This is a genomic window from Bacillus sp. D48C (genome assembly GCF_053345735.1).
In genome coordinates this window covers 343,164-361,008 of record NZ_JBKFAQ010000004.1, presented here as the reverse complement: position 1 = coordinate 361,008, position 17,845 = coordinate 343,164, and the positions used below count along the sequence as shown (strand labels likewise).

The window sequence follows — 17,845 nt, the reverse complement described above, 5'->3', positions numbered from 1 at the left end:
CCGCTTCACGAGCTTTAGCTGCTTCTTGAGCCTTAGCCGCTGCTTGAGCTTCAGCATCTGCTTGAGCTTTAGCTGCTTCACGAGCTTTAGCCGCCTCTTGAGCTTTAGCTTCTGCTTGAGCTTCAGCATCTGCCTGAGCTTTAGCTGCTTCTTGAGCCTTAGCTGCTTCACGAGCTTTAGCCGCTTCTTGAGCCTTAACTTCTGCTTGAGCTTCAGCTGCTTCGCGAGCTTTAGTTGCTTCCGCGGCCTTAGCTTTTGCTTGAGCTTCAGCTACTTCTTGAGCTTTAACTGCTTCACGAACTTTAGCTGTATCTTGAACTGTAGTTGTTTTTTCAACTTTAACTACTGGCTGAACTTTAATTGGAGCTTTACCTGTTAAGTAAGGAACATGAACATAAGCTGTTTTTCCGTTATATTCAAATTGAATCCAATCATTTTGTACTTGGTGTGTTGTTTCGATTATATCATCTTTTTTCAACTTACCAAGAATCTCTGAATCTGTGTTTGCACCAGCACGTACGTTTAATACGTTTGCTGTTACGTAGTAAGTGTCTTTTGTATAGTCAGCGCTTATGAAAGCTTCTTTACCGCTATTCAATTGAACTTTTGACCAACCATTTTCTGTATGTAAAACATTTACTTTATATCCATCTAATAATTTTCCTACAACTTTTGATTCAGTAGTTGGGTTTTCTCGTACGTTTAGTACGTCAGTCGTTACGATTGTTTCTGCTTTAGCAGATGTTGTGAAAATCCCAAGACCAAAAACCGCTGCTGTTGCTATACCCATAAATTTTTTCATAATAGCCTCCATTGCATTTGTTTTCGTTGACCTCATTATAGCAACCATTATTTTCTTATTTGCGAAAAACATATAATTACAAAGCTTTCGTAACGGAGCATTAATATTCTGTAACAATTCCATAAATATCCTGATAGCGCTTCCTTGTTGTTTTTTGGCGTATTAGGGCATATAAAACACAAAATGAGTAGTATTTCAATTACCGTAAAATTAATAATGTTACGGTAATATTTCTTATGGATATCTATAGTGTTACAAAAATAGCATATTTTACTGTCTGAATGAAAAGATAGTTATGGAATGATAACCTTTTTAGATGTAAAAAGATATAAATGAGGTGAAATTTAATGAAATATCGATATAATTGTTACAAAATCAGTCGAAGCATGGAAAAAATTACGCCTTGATTTTCGTCTGTTACATAGTATTTTTGCAATAATAGGATTAGATAATAGCCTTAGTACCTATAAATAATGAAGAGTAATAGAATGATAGTTGTAACGTGAAACATATATAATAGAAGAAACTCGATTTAATAGGTAAATAAAAAACGCAGGAGTGTAAACTCCTACGTTTTTGTTTATTCATATCGTAAACATTCAATTGGATCAAGTTTGGCAGCTTTGTTAGCTGGTAGTAAACCGAATATAATACCGATTAGCATTGAAATACCTACGGCAAGAAGTCCAAGTTCTTTTGAGACAACGAGTGGCCATCCAGCAAAGATTGAGACGATCCAAGCGAAGAAAATACCAAGCATGAATCCGATGAAACCACCAAGTCCTGTTAAAATACAAGATTCGATTAAGAATTGTGTTAATACTTTACCACGTGTTGCACCAAGTGCTTTACGAATACCAATCTCACGTGTACGTTCTGTTACAGATACGAGCATGATGTTCATTACACCGATACCACCAACAAGTAAGGAGATAGCAGCAATACCACCGAATACCATTTTCATCATACCGATTGATTCGTCTAGTTGTTTCGTAAATTCACCTAAATCTTGTGCTTCGAATTTGTGCTCAAATTTAGGAGCTTTCAGTTCGTTTAAGACAGAAACGGCTTGTTTTTCTACACTTTTACGTTCTGTCGGAGAGGTCATTGTTAATCTTACGGAGTCATACTCATTTACTCCTGAAATTACAGGTGCATTTTCAAGTGATGTATAACCTTCAGGCATAGGCATTCCAAAGTCGTTTTTCGTTTCGTATACACCGACTATTTTATAAGGCTTTCCTTTTATATCTGTGTATTGGTTTGATTCCCAACCACTAAATAATTTGTTGAAAGCTTCTTCATTTAATATAACAGCAGGGATTGCTTGGTTTAGTTCACTGTCATTTAATTCACGACCGTGAACTAATTTTATTTTCGAATCTTTCATAAAGGCGCCTGTTCCACCTTTTAAATCAAGATTTACATCTTTTGAACCAGCAGATGCTTTTACTTTCATACTTACGTCTGGATATACATCTTTAACGCCTGGTACAGTTTGCAGACGGTTTAGCATATCAGGTGTGATTTTGGCACTATCTGTTCCGTAATCAGGATTGTTGTAGTAAATCGTTACTTCGTTATCTTTTCCTTGGCCTAATTCTTTTTTAAACTTTGCGTTTGTACCATCACCCATTGAAATGATAGTAATAATGGCACTAATACCGATAATAATACCTAGCATCGTTAAGATGGAACGCATTTTATGAGCAAAGATAGAGGAAAGGGCCATGCGTATATTTTCACTCGTATTCAAAATTAACCTCTCCAATCTTGGACGACATTTCCGTCACGAATTACAATTTGACGTGCTGCAGCTTCCCCGATTTCACGGTCATGGGTAATCATAATGATTGTTGAGCCTTGTTTATTTAATTCGTAAAAGAGGTCCATAATTTGTGTACTTGTTTTCGTATCAAGTGCTCCCGTCGGTTCATCGGCTAAAATGAATTTTGGGTTATTTACGATTGCGCGGGCAACGGCGACACGTTGCTTTTGACCACCGGATAATTCGTTTGGTAAGTGAGTAGCGCGATCAGCTAAACCGACTTTTATTAAAGCGGCTAATGAGCGTTCGCGTCTTTCTTTTTTATCAACTCCAGCGTAAATAAGAGGTAGCTCTACATTTTGAAGTGCTGTAAGTCTCGGTAATAACATGAAGTTTTGGAATACGAATCCGATTTCTTTATTACGAACATGTGCAAGTTCTGTTTCAGACATGTTTGAAATGTTTTGTCCAGCTAGTTCGTACGTACCCGTCGTCGGTTTATCTAAGCAACCAATAATGTTCATTAATGTTGATTTACCAGAACCAGAAGGTCCCATAATAGAAGTGAATTCTCCTTGATTCAGTGTTACGTCAATTCCGTGTAATATTTGAACGGATTCTGCACCATTTTGGAAGGATTTCGTGATGCCTTTTAAGTTAATCACTGGGCGACAACCTCCATACCATCTTTTAAGTCTTTTTCAGGTTTAGAGATAACTTCCTCTCCTTTTTTCACTCCAGAAACTTTTGATTCGCTATCAGTCTCGAATTCAACAGTAACTGCTTGTTCTTTCGCTTTACCGTCTTTTACAACGAAGACAACATTTTTGTCACCTTTTTTCACGATACTGCTTTTCGGAACAATTGTACCAGTTGCTTCGCCAGATTTACTTGTTACGTATACGTGGAAGCCGTTTTGTAGTTCGTCACTATTATCTAATGTGACAGTGAATTGATAGTTAGAAACAGTTTTATTTTCATCCATGCTCTTTAATGGTGTAGAACCGATTTCTGTTACTTTTCCTGTCCAAGTCTTACCAGCGACAGTTTTTGAGGAAACAGTTACTTCTTGCCCAACTTTCATACTAGCAAGCTCATATTCAGAAAGTTGACCTTTTACCTTGAATTGACCAGCGTGACGAAGAGTAATTCCGCTCATACCTGTTTTTTCGTCAGCAGTTTTCACGATATCATCAATTACGCCATCAGCAGGACTTGTTACAGAAAGTGTGTTTACTTTTTCTTTTGCTGCTTTAATCATTTCATCAGCTTTTTCAACTTCAAACTTTTTCATTTCAAGTTGTGATTCTAATTGCCCAACTTCAACTTCTGATGCTTTTAATGCTTCAGAAGGAAGGCCTGCATTTTTATCTTTTTGTAATTTTTGTTTCGCTGCATCAATTTGTTTTTGAAACAACGTTACTTCTTTTTGTGCGATTTTCTTTTGCATTTCTGCTTCTGTTACACCTTGTTTAGCAGTAGGGTCATTGTATTTAAACAGAAGCTGACCTTTTTTCACTTCATCGCCTTTTTTTACAGCTAATTCATATGTTCCTTTTGTTGGATCGAATGAAATAGTTTCAATTCCGTTTGGAATAACTTCGCCACCAAATTTTTGCGCGTTTTGGATTTGTTTTTCAGTTACTTTATATCCGCTATATGCCATTGCTACTTCTGAACCGCCACCACCAGCAAATGCAAAGTATGATCCAGCTGCAATTCCAATTGCTACTACACTAGTAATTAACACTTTATTTTTCTTTTTCATCTATTTATCACCTTTTCGTTCGTTTTAGTATCTACATTAAGTATAGAAGAGGTGAAGAATCTGACAAATCGTTTTAGCTTACAATAACCTTACAGTTTTGTAAGGTATGAATATGTAAATGTAAGGTAGAGGTTGTCCTAGTATAAGCAAATGAATTGACTCGTTGTTTCTTTCTTACAATAATATTGTATGAAGGAGAGGAGGAAGGAAGATGGAAGCTTATTTTAGTGCGCATCCATTAAAATCGTTTATTCCATACTCAAGACAACACGTCCTTATATTATTTATTATGTTGGTGGGGATATTTTTTCTGTATCAATACCAAGATTTATTGCGTCAAAGTGAGTGGAATATAACGGTTCGATATGCGATTGCATTTTTATTTATAGGTAGTGAAATTGGGCTCTATATGTGGGAGTGGAAAGCGGGGATTTTTGAGCTAGCTACTTCATTACCGTTTGAGTTATGTACGATTAGTTTATTATTAGCGTCGATTATGATTGTAACGAAAAGTTATCGCATATATGAGATTGTATTTTTTACAGGAATTATTGGTGCATCACAAGCCATTTTAACGCCGAACTTGCAGTATACTTTTCCACATTTTCGTTTCATTGAATATTTCATCGCACATGTATTGCTCATTTGGGCACCGCTCTTTATGACTTGGGTAGAAGGGTATCGTCCTACATTACAATCTATTAAACGTACGATGATATTTTTAAACATATTGATTCCGATTGTTTCGTTTGTAAATTACAAAACAGGCGGTAATTATATGTTTTTAGCTCATAAGCCAGAAACTGCTTCATTACTCGATATGTTAGGGCCGCATCCTTACTATATTATTTCATTAGAAATAGCTGCGCTTATTGGATGTTACACTTTGTATATGCCGTTTGCGAAAAGAGAGAGGCATGCGCATAAAGAATCACTAGGATCATAGCCTAGTGATTTTTTATCTTTAAAATATTTACAATTCTGAAAATTAAGAATAAAATTAGGGGGTAAATTATATATAGAGAGAAGGGAAAACGTGGTCAAAAAAGTTTTTCTAAATGGAATGGAAGTGACGATTCAATTTCTTATTTCGATTTTGGGGATTATTATTTTAGGGGCTTTGCCGAAATTATTTTATGGATTTAAGGTGGATGTATCAAAGTACATACAGACTTTAAAAGAAGTGTTTGTGAACTTAATGGATATTTCCAATTTGCAATATGTGAGAGGTAAATTTTTATTTCCACAGTTGTTCGTCCATTATAAAGAAACGATTATTATTTTTTTGGCTGCTTTTTTCATTTCATTATTTGTAGCATTTTGCATTGTTTATGTAATTATGAGTAGTTCACCGCGTATACAACATCGAATTAAATCATTTCTTATCTTCCTAGAATCCATTCCAGATATTCTTCTTATTTTAGTATCACAAATCTTAGTTGTATGGTTTTTTAAACAAACAGGTTTTTTACCTTTTCAAATTGCGTCAATTGGAGGCGAGTCGATTAGAGGGTTGCCAATATTGTGTTTGAGCATCCCGACTACGATTATGTTTGTAAAAATGGTAGTGATTCGTTTTGAAAATGAACTAGAAAAAGATTATGTACTATTTGCTAAGGCGAAAGGGCTGGGGCGTTTTCATATTTTAAATCGTCATATTTTACGAAATGTGTTGCTTAGTACATTATTCTTTGCGAAAACGAATATCTTTTTTATGTTATCTAATTTATATATTATAGAATGGATTTTTAATACGGGTGGTATTTTTATGTTTTTGAAATCGTATGAGGGTATTAGAGTTGAGGTTTTCATCGTTAGTATGCTGCTTATATATATCCCGATATTTATTTTATTCAAGCTGTTTCATTATTTCATTCCAACTGCGATGAAGGAGAGATTATAATATGTGGATGTATATAAAACGCGATAAAAGATTTTGGATAAGTATTGGGTTTCTTCTCATATTAGTTCTTTTGAGCATCGGAAATACGTTATGGAATGATGGACACATTAGGCAAGTTACATTGCAATATGATGCAGATGAAAATCCACAAGTGCCACCTTTTTCACCTTCATTACAATTTTTACTCGGGACAGACCGGAAAGGATACGACCTGTTACATTTAGTCATTGAAGGTGCGAAGTGGACGATTGGTATATCTATTTTAATTGCGGCACTTAGAATGGTGATAGGTGTGTTTTTTGGTGTTGTGCTTGGAACATATGTAAAAAGAGGGTTTTCAAAAATTGAGGCTTTCTTTGATAGTTTTACAGTTATTCCAACAGTTATGATTGCGTACTTTTTTCTTCACTTTGCAAATGCATTTGGGAGTGGAGAGGAAACAACAACCTTTTTTGAAAGGGCTTCGTTTCAAGTTTTATTACTTGTAATGCTTGTGATGCCAGTTATTGCACTGTATGTTGCGAAGGAAGTCCGTAAGTTGAGAACCGAAGAATTTATTGAAGCTGCGTGCATATTAGGTGGATCGAGAAGGCATATTGTTATAAAGCATATTTTCCCGCATCTCTATATGACGTTTATACTTGTATTTTTTCAGCAGTTTACGCAAACTCTTACTATTTTACTGCACTTAGGGTTACTAGAAATATTCTTTGGCGGAACAGTTCAGTTTTTAGGACCGATAGAAGAAATAGAATCATACACACATGAATGGTCAGGCTTAATTGGAGTCTATTTTAGATCATTAACAGTGAATCCGTGGATCCCTCTCGTTCCGATTACATTTTTTGGACTTACTATTTTTTCAGGAAATATGATTGTAAAAAGTATAGAAGAGGCGATGTTGAAAGTAAGATTAGGAGGAGAGATAAAGAAGGACGTAGTAGAAGCGGAACAATCTGTTGTGCAGTCAAAAGAAGATTTATTTACTTTTAAACATACGATGTGAAGAGAAAAAGAAGCAAGCATGGATTTCATGCTTGCTTCTTTTTTTTATTTTGTAGAAACTTCACCTGCAGCTTCTGTTTGCGGAATAAAGTATCCAATTATACCACCGATTATTGCTGGAATGATCCAGCCAATTCCTAAGTTATAAAAAGGAATGGTGTGTACGATATTAGCGATAAAATCTGGTATCATTTCCACATTATCAAGTGCATGAATACAGCTAATAATAAACGCTGCGATCATCGCTCCAATGTAGACAAAAGGTTTACGTTTCGTATATTTATCGATAAATGATACGAAAACTAAAATGATCGTAATTGGGTACAAAATAATTAATACAGGTAATGTGATTTTAATTAATAAGCTTAATCCTAAGTTTGAAATAACGAAACTAAAGATACAAACGTATAGTACAAGCTTTTTGTATGAAACATTTGTTAGCACTGTTGTGAAGTAATTTGCAAATGCACTCACAACACCAATTGCCGTTGTTAAACAAGCGAAGATAATGGCGATACTTAATAAAATATTACCGCTTGTCCCAAAGAATTGATACATAACAGTAGCTAATAGCTGCCCACCGTTTTCGAATTGTCCTAAGTTTCCGTTTGAAGCTCCAATATAACCGAGTAAGAAGTAAACAATTGTTAAGAATAGAGCAGCGATACTTCCGCAAATGATTGTATATTTTGCGATAGATTTCTTCTCTTGTATACCATTTTGACGAATTGCATTTACAACAATTGTTGATAGTACGAGAGCCCCAATTGCATCTAACGTTAAAAATCCTTCAAGAAATCCTTTGAAAAACGGGATGTCTTTATAGTCACCGATAGGTTCTGCAAACGTCCCTGGTGAAAGAATCGCTTTTGTTGCCATAATTGCAATAATTACAAGTAAAATTGGCGTTAATATTTTACCGATATGATCTACTAGCTTGGATGGATTTAATGATAAGAAGTAAACGACTGTGAAGAAAATCGCACTAAAAACTAACATAGAATACCATTGATCTGGGAAAAGTGGTGCAATCCCGATTTCATAAGATACAGATCCAGTTCGTGGAATAACAAATAGTGGGCCGATTGAAAGATAAATAATGATAGCGAATACTGCTGCGAATTTTGGATGAACACGGCTCGCTAAAGTGTTAAAACTACCACCAGCAAGGGCAACAGCAACGATAGCAAGTAAAGATAAACCGACGTCTGTAATAATAAACCCTGTAATGGAAACCCACATATTTTCTCCAGAAGAAAGACCAAGAAGGGGCGGGAAAATCATATTACCAGCACCGAAGAAAACTGCGAATAGTAATAAACTAATCGAAAGTATTTGCGCTGGTTTTAAAGTTGTACGCATATAAAGAAAATCCTCCTAATGAGTATTTTTTGTCGAAAATTCAAATAATTTGTCGAGTAACTGTTATTATTTTAAAGGTCTGATGATTAGAAAGCAATAGGGAATTTTGAAAATATTAAAAAATAATGCATTAAATCGAATAAATATACTATTTATATGTTTAATAGGAAGGATTTAACTTTTAACATAAAAAAACACATACCGCTAGGATACATGTTTTAAAAAAATATTTTTTTATCACGTTCTTCTTTTAAAATTTCAACTGCTTCTCGGAAACGTTGTGAATGGACAATTTCTCGTTCGCGTAAAAAGCGTAGGCTGTCATTTATATCTGGATCATCTGATAAGTTAATGAGCCATTGATATGTTGCGCGTGCTTTTTCTTCAGCTGCAATATCCTCGTATAAATCGGCAATTGGATCACCTTTAGCCTGTATATAGGTTGCAGTAAATGGAACACCAGCAGCGTTATGGTAATGAAGAGCGCTGTCATGGTCGACGTAATGAGGGTCAAGACCAGCTGCCTTCATCTGTTCAGGAGTCGCATCTTTCGTCAGCTTATAAACCATCGTAGCAATCATTTCAAGGTGAGCAAATTCTTCTGTGCCAATATCAGTAAGAAGGCCAATGACTTTATCAGGAATTGTATAACGTTGATTTAAGTAACGTAGTGCAGCAGCTAACTCGCCATCTGCACCGCCGTATTGCTCAATTAATAATTTTGCAAGTGCTGGATTGCAAGTTCCCACTTTAACTGGGTATTGTAATTTCTTTTCATAAATCCACATAGTTTCTCTCCTTTATATTTGCCATGGCCAAGGACCTTTGCTCCATTCCCAAGGGGCATTAGAATAGCTGTTTCCAAACTGTTGGAGTGGTCCGTATTTTTCTTCCATCTTTTGTTTTAATACTCTCCGTTTATAGGAAAAATCATTAAATTGATTAATCGCAGCGGTGTCATCTGGATGTGTATCTAAATAAAGAGTGAGTTCAACTAGTACAAAGTCCAGTTCTTGAAGCTCCAGTAAAAGCTGATAGTATTCTTCTGGTAGCGATTGAGTCACGTCAGTAGTCACCGCCCTTTTTTATAAGGATTTTCATAATAGTCATAAAAAACAGGCCATAAAGTCCCTTTTTGTAGTGCTTCTTTTGGCGTGAATTGCGGTAAGTTTGGCGGTTGAAAGCCTAAAAATAAATTAGGAGGAGTAGAATAATATTTTTTTCCGATAGGAGGACAAGGATCGAGAGGACTATGATAGGGCACGAATGATCTCATATATTTATTCACGAATAAACCTCCTTAAATGTTCATTACTACGTATTGTATTCAGACATAATAGGCCTTTATGACACATATAAAAAAGTAATAAGTGCAGGGGGAATGAATGTGGAGAATGTAAAAAATTTAATTGTGTTAGAAGTAAAGAACTTAAAGGAAACTCTGTATTTTTACGAAGGAATTTTAGGAATAACACCTAGTTCAGAAAGACCACAATTAGATATTACAGGTGTTTGGTATGATGCCGATTCAACGAGAATTAGTTTTGTTATGAATCGCATGTTAGGAGGAAGAGAGAAGAGTGTTACGAATTCATGCGATGGTTTAACATTTTCGATTTCTAACATAGAGAAGTTAAAAAAGAAGCTAGCGTTTTATGAAATTTTATATATGGAAAACAAAAGTGAGAAGAGTATTGTAGTACAAGACCCAGATGGATACAAACTTCAAGTGATAGAGAAGGCCGAATAAAAGGAGGGGATTTAGTGGAGAGAAATTATGAAGAAAGTGCGTTGTTTGAGCATCAATTTTGGCTAAAGGTGCTTACTGATCATTCGCAATTTTTACTTGATGTATTAGCTCCGAAGGAAAAAGAGGATATAAAGAAGGCCGCTTATTTTCTTGAAACATTTACGAATCTTTTAAATAAAGTACATAATGTGAATCTCATTACATTTTCAAAAGAGGCAGAACGAGCCGCAAAGGAAATAAGAATGTTTAAATTAAGTATTATACAGAAACAACTCGAGGGAAAAATCACTATTCATTTTACGCCAACTTTCATCAATCATATGGTAAACGAAGTAGAAGAGTATATAACAGTGTTAGAATTTTTAAAGAAAGGAGAAGTTCCGCCTGTTTTTCATGAATTACATTATCACCTCGTTTGGTTAACAGATGCGGCTGGTCATGCAGGATCTATTTCTGGTGGACTAGATCTTGTTGAAAAAAGATTAAAAGAGAAAAGTGAAGAATTCACGAAGCACTTTGAAAAATTTTACTTAAAGGCAGTTGAGATGACAGGGTATTTACGGACAGAGCTTCATCATTTTCCTGCATTAAAGAAGTTTACAAAAGATGTTTCACTTGAGTTAAAATTATTTTCACATTTTCTCCATGAAGTTGAAGAGCTAGAGTTATCGAATGAAATATTAAGTACATTATCTGCTAGAATGGCGGATCATATGGCAAGAGAAGAATGTTATTACTTATTAAAATTAGCGCAATCATCTGGACTTGAGATACCAAAATGTAATCCGCTTTAAAGAAAAAAGAGGCCAATTTTATTTGGCCTCTTTTTCTGTTTTATTTTCTCTTTTTATTTTCGCTTGTTCAATACTTGCCTGTAATGTCTCCATAATATTGATGATGTTTGGAGTTGGAGAGATTGTTTCGGTTTTTTCCTGTTGTTCAATTTTGTTTTCGATTAGTTCGGTAAGTGCTTCTTTATACTCATCTGTATACATTTCTTGTTCAAAAGGATTTGTAAGGTGGTGGATTAAATTAATTGCTGCTGTGAGTTCTTGTTTTTGAATAGGATAATTTTCATTACTTGGTAAGTTAGGTGTATTTGTTATATCGCGAATTTCATTAGGATAGTGAATAGTTTGTAACATAAGCCCATCTTCAAAGTTACGGATAATAGCTAAATGTTGTTTTTTTCTAATAGAAATATGAATAAGCCCAAGTTTATTTGTACGTTCAAGAGCCTCTTTTAATAATAAATATGATTTTTCATGTCCTGGGGTAGGGCCTATAAAATAAGAACGGTCATAAAGAACAGAATCGATTTCGTTATTTTGGACAAAAGATATAATACGAATGGAGCGTGGTTCGTGAGCTTTTTGTAATTCAGCCAATTCTTTTTCATCTATAATAATGTATTTATGAGGTGCGTATTCATAGGCTTTTACAATATCTGTATCATCGATTTCTTCATCCGTGCAATCGGGAGCAAATTTTTTATATTTAATAGGTGTTAAGCATTCTTTATGGAGACTTAAAAATTTTATATCGTTTTCTTCTACAGCACTATATAGTTTAATTCCTATATTTAATAATCCAAGTGAGAGTGCACCTTTCCATACGGTATGCAAATGAAGTCTCTCCTTTCCTTACAAATGATTATGTATATTATGAGATAGTAAGAAATTTCCTATACGTTTATTTGCTTTTTTAGTGAAGAGTAAGCGGGAGAGCCTGAGATATAAAATATATTGACAAGCCCTTCGAAATATTTTAATGTGAGTGTATAAAATTGTCTATAAAGGGGAGTAACTTATTACAGTAAAGTCGTCATTACAGGGAGAAACCCTCGGCTTTATTGGCAACGTTCCGTTGTTAGTGAGACCTTTACCAGCAATGGTAAAGGCCCCTTATTGTCTTTTTTAGGACCCTTACCATGTTTGGTAGGGTCCTTTTTGTATACAAAGAGAGGAGATATAAAAATGAAAAAACTTATTAGTAGATTAAGAGTTGTATTTCATGTTCGCCGATTTGTTCCATTTCTATTTGACTTTTTCACTTCAAAAGAGGTTTCAATAAAGAAGAAAATTTTATCTATTGCGTTTTTAGTTGGTTATGTTGCGATGCCGCTCGATTTAATTCCAGACTTCTTACCGTTTATCGGTATTTTAGATGATATTGGAATTGTGTTATTTATTTTGAACCGAATTGTAAAAATGGCGCCAGTTCAATTACAAGAAAAGCATAACGTAAACGTAGGATAGGAGTTAAAAATATGGAGCAAATTATTTTAGATATAATCGAGTTTTTAAAGCAGTTTTCTTATTTTGGAGTTGTGTTAGCATTAACGTTTGAATTTATTCCAGCAGAAGTAGTTTTGCCCATGGTTGGTTATTGGGTGTACGAGGGAGATATGAATTTTTGGCTTGCTGTACTAGCCGGAACCCTTGGCGGAACGACAGGACCTTTAACGTTATATGCACTCGGTTATTACGGCGGTCGTCCTCTATTAATAAAATACGGGAAATACTTCTTCATTAAAGAAGAACAAATTCAAAAAGCAGATGATTTCTTTGAGAAATATGGACCGGTTGTAGCATTTGTTGGACGCTTTGTGCCAGGAGTTCGAACGCTTATTTCTGTTCCGTGTGGTATGGCGAAAATGAACATATGGAAATTTAGTATATATACATTTGTAGCAATGTTCCCATTAACGACTTTATATGTTTATTTTGGAATGAAATTAGGTCCTCATTGGGAAAAAGCAGCGGACGTTGTTGGGCAATATATGCTACCGATATTAGGAGGCGTTATTCTTATCGTTGCTAGTATCTTTGTCTATAAATATATGAAGAAAAGAAATAAAACGGAATCTATCTAGTCATTTGAATATTTTTTGAAAATAGATGAATAGTACAGGCAAAAGACTCTGAGGGACATACACATATAGGGAATATAAAAGAGAGAGGGGAAACAACTATGTCTTGTGAGTGCTCAGGGTCAGCATTAACTTGTTGTCCAGATAAAAATTATGTGCAAGATAAAGTGTGTAGTCCGTGGTCTGCTACTGTAGTTGCAACAGCAATTGATAATGTTCTCTATACAAATAATATTAACCAAAACGTAGTTGGTACTGGTTTTGTTAAATATGATGTTGGACCAGGCCCAATTACTGTAGAGGTACTTGATTCTGCTGGGGGTACAATTGATACACAAACATTAAACCCAGGAACGAGTATTGCTTTTACGTATCGCCGCTTTGATAGTATACAAGTTGTGTTACCTGCAACACCTGCTGGAACGTATCAGGGAGAATTTTGTATTACAACACGTTATCCACTTTCATAGCAGAATAGGAGAGGTTCAAAATGGGAATGAGAAGTTCCAGTTTGTCTTGTTGTTCTAATAAAACACTTGTGCAAGACCAAGTATGTACAGACTGGTCTATTACAGGTGCTGGTACTCAAATTGTATATACAAATAATATCACGCAAGAAGTATATGGTTCAGGTTACGTGAAATACGATGTGGGAGCCAACCCGATTACAGTTGATTTTTTAGTAGGGGCAACAGTAGTTGATACAATTACTGTACAACCACAAAGTAGTGGTACTTTCACTGTCCGATATTTTACTACTGTCCGAATTACTACGACAGGAACGACTGTTAATCAAGGTGAGTTTTGTATTACAGTACGTTATCCAATCTCATAAAAAGCATACCGTGAACGGTATGCTTTTTTTGAGAAAGTAATGAAATTGGTATTCTATAAGCAACATGTAAATTCGCAACAGTACTTGCCTTCTAAATATAGTGAAGGATTACTTGTTATATTGATAATACTGACTGACTGTAAGTTTTTTCCTGTGTACGATATTGTATTACCAGGAAACACAGTGAAAATATTGGTTGTGGCTCCAACGATTTGAATTGTAATTGATTCTGTGCTGCTAGTACTATTGTAAACCGAAACAGTACCTGATATAAGTAGTATCCCATCACTTTGCCACAGTATCATTGATTGTGATGCATCTTTGGTAGAAGGAATGGTGTTATTAGTTATAAGGAAATTCCCTGCAAATTCATTTGTTACTCGCTCGCAATTTGGATTTGGAGGAGGGGGCGGTGGACAAGGGGCTGGACAAATAATAGATAAAGGAGCGAAACAGCCGATATTTTTTTTATTCTTCAATACAACCCCTCCTTTTAAGTGGTCTTTTACTACTATTAAATGTAAAAGCATGGCCGATGTGTTAAAAAAAGAAGGAAATATTAAAAATTAAGATTGTCTAATAGGCTTAAACCTTAACTTATCATTAGTGTTATAGAAAAGATTATATGTGAATAGTCATAGGAAAAGAATGATCAGACTCTTTTAGACAAAAGGTGGTTGTATACAATAGTACGAGGAATGTTGGACTTGATTTCTAATTAACTGTATATTTACAAAAATCTAATAAACTTCATTTTTTATTTAAACGACATTAACATGTATTAGATAAAATAGCCCTTGTAATGAATCAATTATTATGAGGAGGATTCACGTGGAAAGAATTGCTTTACGAAAAGTAAAAGGTCTTATTGGATTATTGATGGTTTTTGTATTAGCATTTGTATCATTTCCGTGGAGTACATCAGTCAAAGCGGAAGAGAAAAAGCAAGAAAAGGCACCAAGTGAGAAGAAAATAGTTTTCCCCGTTGTAAGTGATGTTCATATTAAAAATAGTGGAACAGATGATATGTTTCGCTGGAAAAGAGCGATTGAACAGTTCAATACGCTTGCACCAAAGCAAGATGCGTTCGTAATTGTAGGAGATTTTACTGATTCAGGGTCTGTGCAGCAATATGATCGTTTCATGCAAGTGTATAATGACAATGCAAATAAAGATGCGGTACGAATGAATTCTCTAGGTAATCATGATTATTGGAACGGTTTATCAGTAGAGGGAGCACAGAAGCGTTTCTTAGAAAAAACAGGAATGGAATCAATTTATTATCATAAAGTGGTAAAAGGGTATCATTTTATCGTAATGTCTCCAGAAAATGAAACGACACATGGGTATTATTCGGACAAACAAATTAATTGGTTAAAAGAAGAAATGGCAAAGGCGCAAAAAGATGATCCAGAAAAACCGATTTTTGTATTTTTACATCAACATATTAAAGATACAGTGTACGGTAGCCAAGAATGGGGAACGAAGGATAGTGCAAAAATTAATGCAGTATTAAAAGAATATCCACAAGTCATTACGTTTTCAGGTCATTCGCATTATCCATTAGATGATCCAAGATCGATTCATCAAAAGGACTTTACATCTGTTGGTACCTCTTCTGTAAGCTATATGGAGGTAGAGGGTGGCAAAGTGCAAGGGAATATTCCTTCAGAATCGCGTGCATTAAGCCAAGGTTTATTAGTAGAAGTAGACGATAAAGAAGTAACGATTAATCGACGCGATTTCCATACGAATTCTTGGACAGGCGAGCCATGGAAAATTCAGTTGCCATCAAAGAAAGAAACTTTTACACATGTAGAAGATCGTGATAAAGAAAAGCCATCTTTTGCAAAAGATGCAAAGTTATCAGTATCGAATGTAACAGAAAATGCAGCAACAGTAACATTCATGCAAGCATTGGACAACCTTCTTGTTCATTCTTATCGCGTACAAGCTAGAGATAAGCAAACTGGAGAAATAAAAAATAAATTACTAGCATTTTCAGAGTTTTATCGTGACCCAGTGCCGAAAGAACTGACATTTACACTTGCAGGATTAGATGGCGGGAGAACATATACGTTTGAAGTAGTCGCGATTGATTCATTTGGTAATGAAAGTGTGCAACCGTTAACGGCAGAAATTACTACGAAAAAAGATAACATTGATCCGAATGTGAAAGTACCAAAGGCTGATATTTTTGATGTGAATTTCTCAGATGGTACATTTAAAGACAATTCACCATTTGGTACAAAAGGTGAATTGAAGGGTAATGTGACTATTGAATATGATAAAGCATTGAAAAAGAATGTTATGAAGTTAAATGGAAAAGCTAATACATTTGGATATATTCCATTTTCAGCAGCACAAAAAGAGAAAATAGCAAATACGTTTACGTTAGAAACTGTGTTTTCAATGAATGAAATTCGCGGACAAGGTATTTTGCAAAATACAGAGAGCGGCGGAATTGGTTTTGAGTCTACAGGAAGTGGATATGTTGAATTATGGGCTCACATTGGCGGTAGCTACAAACGTGTTGGCGTTCAATTGGAAGCGAACAAAACGTATCATTTAACAGGAACATATAACGGAAGCGAAGTGGCAATTTACGTAGATGGTAAAAAAGTAAATAGTCAGTTAGCTCAAGGAAAAGTTTATAGCCCGAACGTACCATTTGCATTTGGAGCGGATCCTGATAGCAATGGAAATGGCGGCATTCCATTAAACGGTCAAATCGCGCTTGCAAAATTATATAGTAAAGCGTTAAGTTCTTCAGAAGTATTAGCAGCGTACAATGAATTTTCTAACCGTACGAAGTTAGAGCAAGTCAACGCATTATATGAGGAGCTAGGAAAAGTAAAGGAAGTGTTAGATGGTACGTATGAGTTTGGTGGTAAGCCAGGTCAATATTCAAAGGAAGCATTTCAAGAACTAGAAAAAAGCTATAACACTGCTAAGCAAGCATTTGAAAATGTAGGAAGTACTGGGGAACAAATTATTCAAACATATAACGAATTAAAAACAGCTAATGTAACATTCGTACAATCAAAAGTGGCAGAAGAACAACCAAAAACACCGAAAGAAAAATTACAGATCAATATTGAATCTGCAAAAGCAGTAGTGAAGAAAGCGCAAGCTGTAAATGTAACAGATGGTTCAGTGAAATCATTGCAACAAAAAATTACAGTTGCAGAAGCTGTATTAAAAGATGCGAAGGTAAAAGATGCACAGGTAGAAACGATGAATCGTACATTAGAATATGCGATTTCACTCGTTGAAAAAAGTATGAACAAATAAGAGAGAAGAAAAGAAGCTTATCATGATAGGCTTCTTTTTTGTTATACTAAAAGTAGCATAGAAAGAAGGAGCGAATAATTTGGAACAGAAAAAGCTAAAAAGAATTCTTGAATATGTATGGATCGCGGTTGTGCTCCTTGTAGGATATTATTTCTTAAAAGAGAAAAGTATTTGGGTTTTATTTTTAATGACTTTCTTATTAGCAGGACTAGGAACGTTATTTATTAACTTTTTCTTTGATAGTTTGAATGCCTGGAAGAATAAAAAGAAGGGAACGAAGTAAAGGAGGGAATATATGCAAAAGTGGAAGCTCATATATCAAGTAATCATTTTCATAGTGCTTGTAGGTATTGGCGTTTTTAAATATTCTACACCAATAGGAAATTGGGCGTGGTTTACAGCTTGCATCGGCATATTTTTCATTTTACAATCGTTAACGAAAAAATATAATTGTACAGAAAGATAGCTTGCCGCTAAAACGGCGAG

Annotated in this window: 23 protein-coding genes; 13 read left to right on the top strand and 10 right to left on the bottom strand. The window is 35.0% G+C overall.

All coding sequences use genetic code 11. The features are described 5' to 3' along the window. The 4 genes from ACLBXA_RS13730 to ACLBXA_RS13715 all read right to left on the bottom strand — a co-directional run. Positions 1-925, bottom strand: a 925-nt coding sequence (locus ACLBXA_RS13730) for an SH3 domain-containing protein (protein ID WP_447617252.1), incomplete at its 3' end; no start/stop codon positions are given. 457 nt (positions 926-1,382) lie between these two features. Next, positions 1,383-2,534: an ABC transporter permease gene (locus ACLBXA_RS13725; protein WP_412036596.1), complete on the bottom strand. Its 1,152-nt coding sequence runs from the start codon at positions 2,532-2,534 to the stop codon at positions 1,383-1,385. A 26-nt stretch (positions 2,535-2,560) separates the two neighbouring features. Beyond that, positions 2,561-3,235 carry an ABC transporter ATP-binding protein gene (locus ACLBXA_RS13720; RefSeq protein ID WP_447617251.1) on the bottom strand — a complete coding sequence of 225 codons (675 nt, stop codon included), beginning with the start codon at positions 3,233-3,235 and terminating at the stop codon, positions 2,561-2,563. Then, complete coding sequence (locus ACLBXA_RS13715) at positions 3,232-4,338, bottom strand: efflux RND transporter periplasmic adaptor subunit (RefSeq protein ID WP_000728803.1); 1,107 nt, start codon at positions 4,336-4,338, stop codon at positions 3,232-3,234. Before ACLBXA_RS13715 ends, ACLBXA_RS13720 begins: the two co-directional genes overlap by 4 nt. 211 nt (positions 4,339-4,549) lie before the next feature. Between ACLBXA_RS13715 and ACLBXA_RS13710 the strand changes: the two genes are divergently transcribed. The 3 genes from ACLBXA_RS13710 to ACLBXA_RS13700 all read left to right on the top strand — a co-directional run bounded on the left by ACLBXA_RS13710 (position 4,550) and on the right by ACLBXA_RS13700 (position 7,247). Beyond that, positions 4,550-5,284, top strand: coding sequence for a YwaF family protein (locus ACLBXA_RS13710; protein WP_000388717.1), 735 nt, complete (start codon positions 4,550-4,552; stop codon positions 5,282-5,284). Between the two features lie 90 nt (positions 5,285-5,374). Beyond that, entirely contained in the window at positions 5,375-6,241 is an 867-nt protein-coding gene (locus ACLBXA_RS13705) for an ABC transporter permease subunit (protein WP_000239690.1), read from the top strand. Between the two features lies 1 nt (position 6,242). Beyond that, positions 6,243-7,247 (top strand): ABC transporter permease, encoded by a 1,005-nt coding sequence (locus tag ACLBXA_RS13700; RefSeq protein ID WP_000266973.1) that lies wholly within the window; start codon positions 6,243-6,245, stop codon positions 7,245-7,247. 44 nt (positions 7,248-7,291) lie between these two features. Here ACLBXA_RS13700 and brnQ2 read toward each other — a convergent pair whose 3' ends face one another. The 4 genes from brnQ2 to ACLBXA_RS13680 all read right to left on the bottom strand — a co-directional run bounded on the left by brnQ2 (position 7,292) and on the right by ACLBXA_RS13680 (position 9,896). Continuing rightward, a complete protein-coding gene (gene brnQ2, locus ACLBXA_RS13695; RefSeq protein WP_044783302.1) occupies positions 7,292-8,608 on the bottom strand; it encodes a branched-chain amino acid transport system II carrier protein BrnQ2 in 1,317 nt (438 codons plus the stop codon). Between the two features lie 218 nt (positions 8,609-8,826). Further along, a complete protein-coding gene (gene cotJC, locus ACLBXA_RS13690) occupies positions 8,827-9,396 on the bottom strand; it encodes a spore coat protein CotJC (protein WP_000265275.1) in 570 nt (189 codons plus the stop codon). A gap of 12 nt (positions 9,397-9,408) precedes the next feature. Next, on the bottom strand, positions 9,409-9,672 hold the full coding sequence (locus tag ACLBXA_RS13685; RefSeq protein ID WP_000194492.1) for a spore coat protein CotJB: 264 nt from the start codon (positions 9,670-9,672) through the stop codon (positions 9,409-9,411). An 8-nt stretch (positions 9,673-9,680) separates the two neighbouring features. After that, complete coding sequence (locus ACLBXA_RS13680; RefSeq protein ID WP_001046257.1) at positions 9,681-9,896, bottom strand: spore coat associated protein CotJA; 216 nt, start codon at positions 9,894-9,896, stop codon at positions 9,681-9,683. Between the two features lie 93 nt (positions 9,897-9,989). Here ACLBXA_RS13680 and ACLBXA_RS13675 point away from each other — a divergent pair, with 93 nt between their 5' ends. Then, complete coding sequence (locus ACLBXA_RS13675; RefSeq protein ID WP_003257386.1) at positions 9,990-10,358, top strand: VOC family protein; 369 nt, start codon at positions 9,990-9,992, stop codon at positions 10,356-10,358. A gap of 14 nt (positions 10,359-10,372) precedes the next feature. After that, positions 10,373-11,152 (top strand): DUF2935 domain-containing protein, encoded by a 780-nt coding sequence (locus ACLBXA_RS13670; protein ID WP_447617250.1) that lies wholly within the window; start codon positions 10,373-10,375, stop codon positions 11,150-11,152. A gap of 18 nt (positions 11,153-11,170) precedes the next feature. Here ACLBXA_RS13670 and ku read toward each other — a convergent pair whose 3' ends face one another. Continuing rightward, on the bottom strand, positions 11,171-11,983 hold the full coding sequence (ku, locus tag ACLBXA_RS13665) for a non-homologous end joining protein Ku (protein WP_000557750.1): 813 nt from the start codon (positions 11,981-11,983) through the stop codon (positions 11,171-11,173). Positions 11,984-12,334: 351 nt separating this feature from the next. Between ku and ACLBXA_RS13660 the strand changes: the two genes are divergently transcribed. The 4 genes from ACLBXA_RS13660 (at position 12,335) to ACLBXA_RS13645 (ending at position 14,065) form a co-directional block, all read left to right on the top strand. After that, a complete protein-coding gene (locus ACLBXA_RS13660; protein ID WP_000733844.1) occupies positions 12,335-12,616 on the top strand; it encodes a YkvA family protein in 282 nt (93 codons plus the stop codon). 11 nt (positions 12,617-12,627) lie between these two features. Further along, on the top strand, positions 12,628-13,233 hold the full coding sequence (locus tag ACLBXA_RS13655; RefSeq protein WP_000435017.1) for a DedA family protein: 606 nt from the start codon (positions 12,628-12,630) through the stop codon (positions 13,231-13,233). Positions 13,234-13,331: 98 nt separating this feature from the next. Further along, positions 13,332-13,700, top strand: coding sequence for a DUF3992 domain-containing protein (locus ACLBXA_RS13650; RefSeq protein ID WP_001277542.1), 369 nt, complete (start codon positions 13,332-13,334; stop codon positions 13,698-13,700). A gap of 20 nt (positions 13,701-13,720) precedes the next feature. After that, the gene (locus ACLBXA_RS13645) at positions 13,721-14,065 is read left to right on the top strand and encodes a DUF3992 domain-containing protein (RefSeq protein ID WP_000525819.1); all 345 of its coding nucleotides are present in this window, start codon (positions 13,721-13,723) and stop codon (positions 14,063-14,065) included. 53 nt (positions 14,066-14,118) lie between these two features. Here ACLBXA_RS13645 and ACLBXA_RS13640 read toward each other — a convergent pair whose 3' ends face one another. Further along, complete coding sequence (locus tag ACLBXA_RS13640) at positions 14,119-14,499, bottom strand: S-Ena type endospore appendage (RefSeq protein ID WP_223308658.1); 381 nt, start codon at positions 14,497-14,499, stop codon at positions 14,119-14,121. Between ACLBXA_RS13640 and ACLBXA_RS13635 the strand changes: the two genes are divergently transcribed. The 4 genes from ACLBXA_RS13635 (at position 14,387) to ACLBXA_RS13620 (ending at position 17,825) form a co-directional block, all read left to right on the top strand. Continuing rightward, complete coding sequence (locus ACLBXA_RS13635; RefSeq protein ID WP_003276823.1) at positions 14,387-14,635, top strand: hypothetical protein; 249 nt, start codon at positions 14,387-14,389, stop codon at positions 14,633-14,635. The two genes, ACLBXA_RS13640 and ACLBXA_RS13635, sit on opposite strands and share 113 nt — an antisense overlap. A 261-nt stretch (positions 14,636-14,896) precedes the next feature. After that, positions 14,897-17,359: a LamG-like jellyroll fold domain-containing protein gene (locus ACLBXA_RS13630; protein WP_000439563.1), complete on the top strand. Its 2,463-nt coding sequence runs from the start codon at positions 14,897-14,899 to the stop codon at positions 17,357-17,359. A gap of 79 nt (positions 17,360-17,438) precedes the next feature. Continuing rightward, positions 17,439-17,642, top strand: a complete 204-nt coding sequence (locus tag ACLBXA_RS13625; protein WP_000435797.1) for a hypothetical protein — start codon at positions 17,439-17,441, stop codon at positions 17,640-17,642. A 12-nt stretch (positions 17,643-17,654) separates the two neighbouring features. Further along, a complete protein-coding gene (locus ACLBXA_RS13620) occupies positions 17,655-17,825 on the top strand; it encodes a hypothetical protein (protein ID WP_001174833.1) in 171 nt (56 codons plus the stop codon). Positions 17,826-17,845: the final 20 nt, after the last annotated feature.

Coding starts and splice junctions, on each gene's coding strand:
- ACLBXA_RS13725 (WP_412036596.1), bottom strand. CDS start 2,534: ATGGCCCTTTCCTCTATCTTTGCTCATAAAATGCGTTCCATCTTAACG.
- ACLBXA_RS13715 (WP_000728803.1), bottom strand. CDS start 4,338: ATGAAAAAGAAAAATAAAGTGTTAATTACTAGTGTAGTAGCAATTGGA.
- ACLBXA_RS13710 (WP_000388717.1), top strand. CDS start 4,550: ATGGAAGCTTATTTTAGTGCGCATCCATTAAAATCGTTTATTCCATAC.
- ACLBXA_RS13700 (WP_000266973.1), top strand. CDS start 6,243: ATGTGGATGTATATAAAACGCGATAAAAGATTTTGGATAAGTATTGGG.
- brnQ2 (WP_044783302.1), bottom strand. CDS start 8,608: ATGCGTACAACTTTAAAACCAGCGCAAATACTTTCGATTAGTTTATTA.
- cotJC (WP_000265275.1), bottom strand. CDS start 9,396: ATGTGGATTTATGAAAAGAAATTACAATACCCAGTTAAAGTGGGAACT.
- ACLBXA_RS13675 (WP_003257386.1), top strand. CDS start 9,990: ATGAATGTGGAGAATGTAAAAAATTTAATTGTGTTAGAAGTAAAGAAC.
- ACLBXA_RS13660 (WP_000733844.1), top strand. CDS start 12,335: ATGAAAAAACTTATTAGTAGATTAAGAGTTGTATTTCATGTTCGCCGA.
- ACLBXA_RS13655 (WP_000435017.1), top strand. CDS start 12,628: ATGGAGCAAATTATTTTAGATATAATCGAGTTTTTAAAGCAGTTTTCT.
- ACLBXA_RS13650 (WP_001277542.1), top strand. CDS start 13,332: ATGTCTTGTGAGTGCTCAGGGTCAGCATTAACTTGTTGTCCAGATAAA.
- ACLBXA_RS13645 (WP_000525819.1), top strand. CDS start 13,721: ATGGGAATGAGAAGTTCCAGTTTGTCTTGTTGTTCTAATAAAACACTT.
- ACLBXA_RS13620 (WP_001174833.1), top strand. CDS start 17,655: ATGCAAAAGTGGAAGCTCATATATCAAGTAATCATTTTCATAGTGCTT.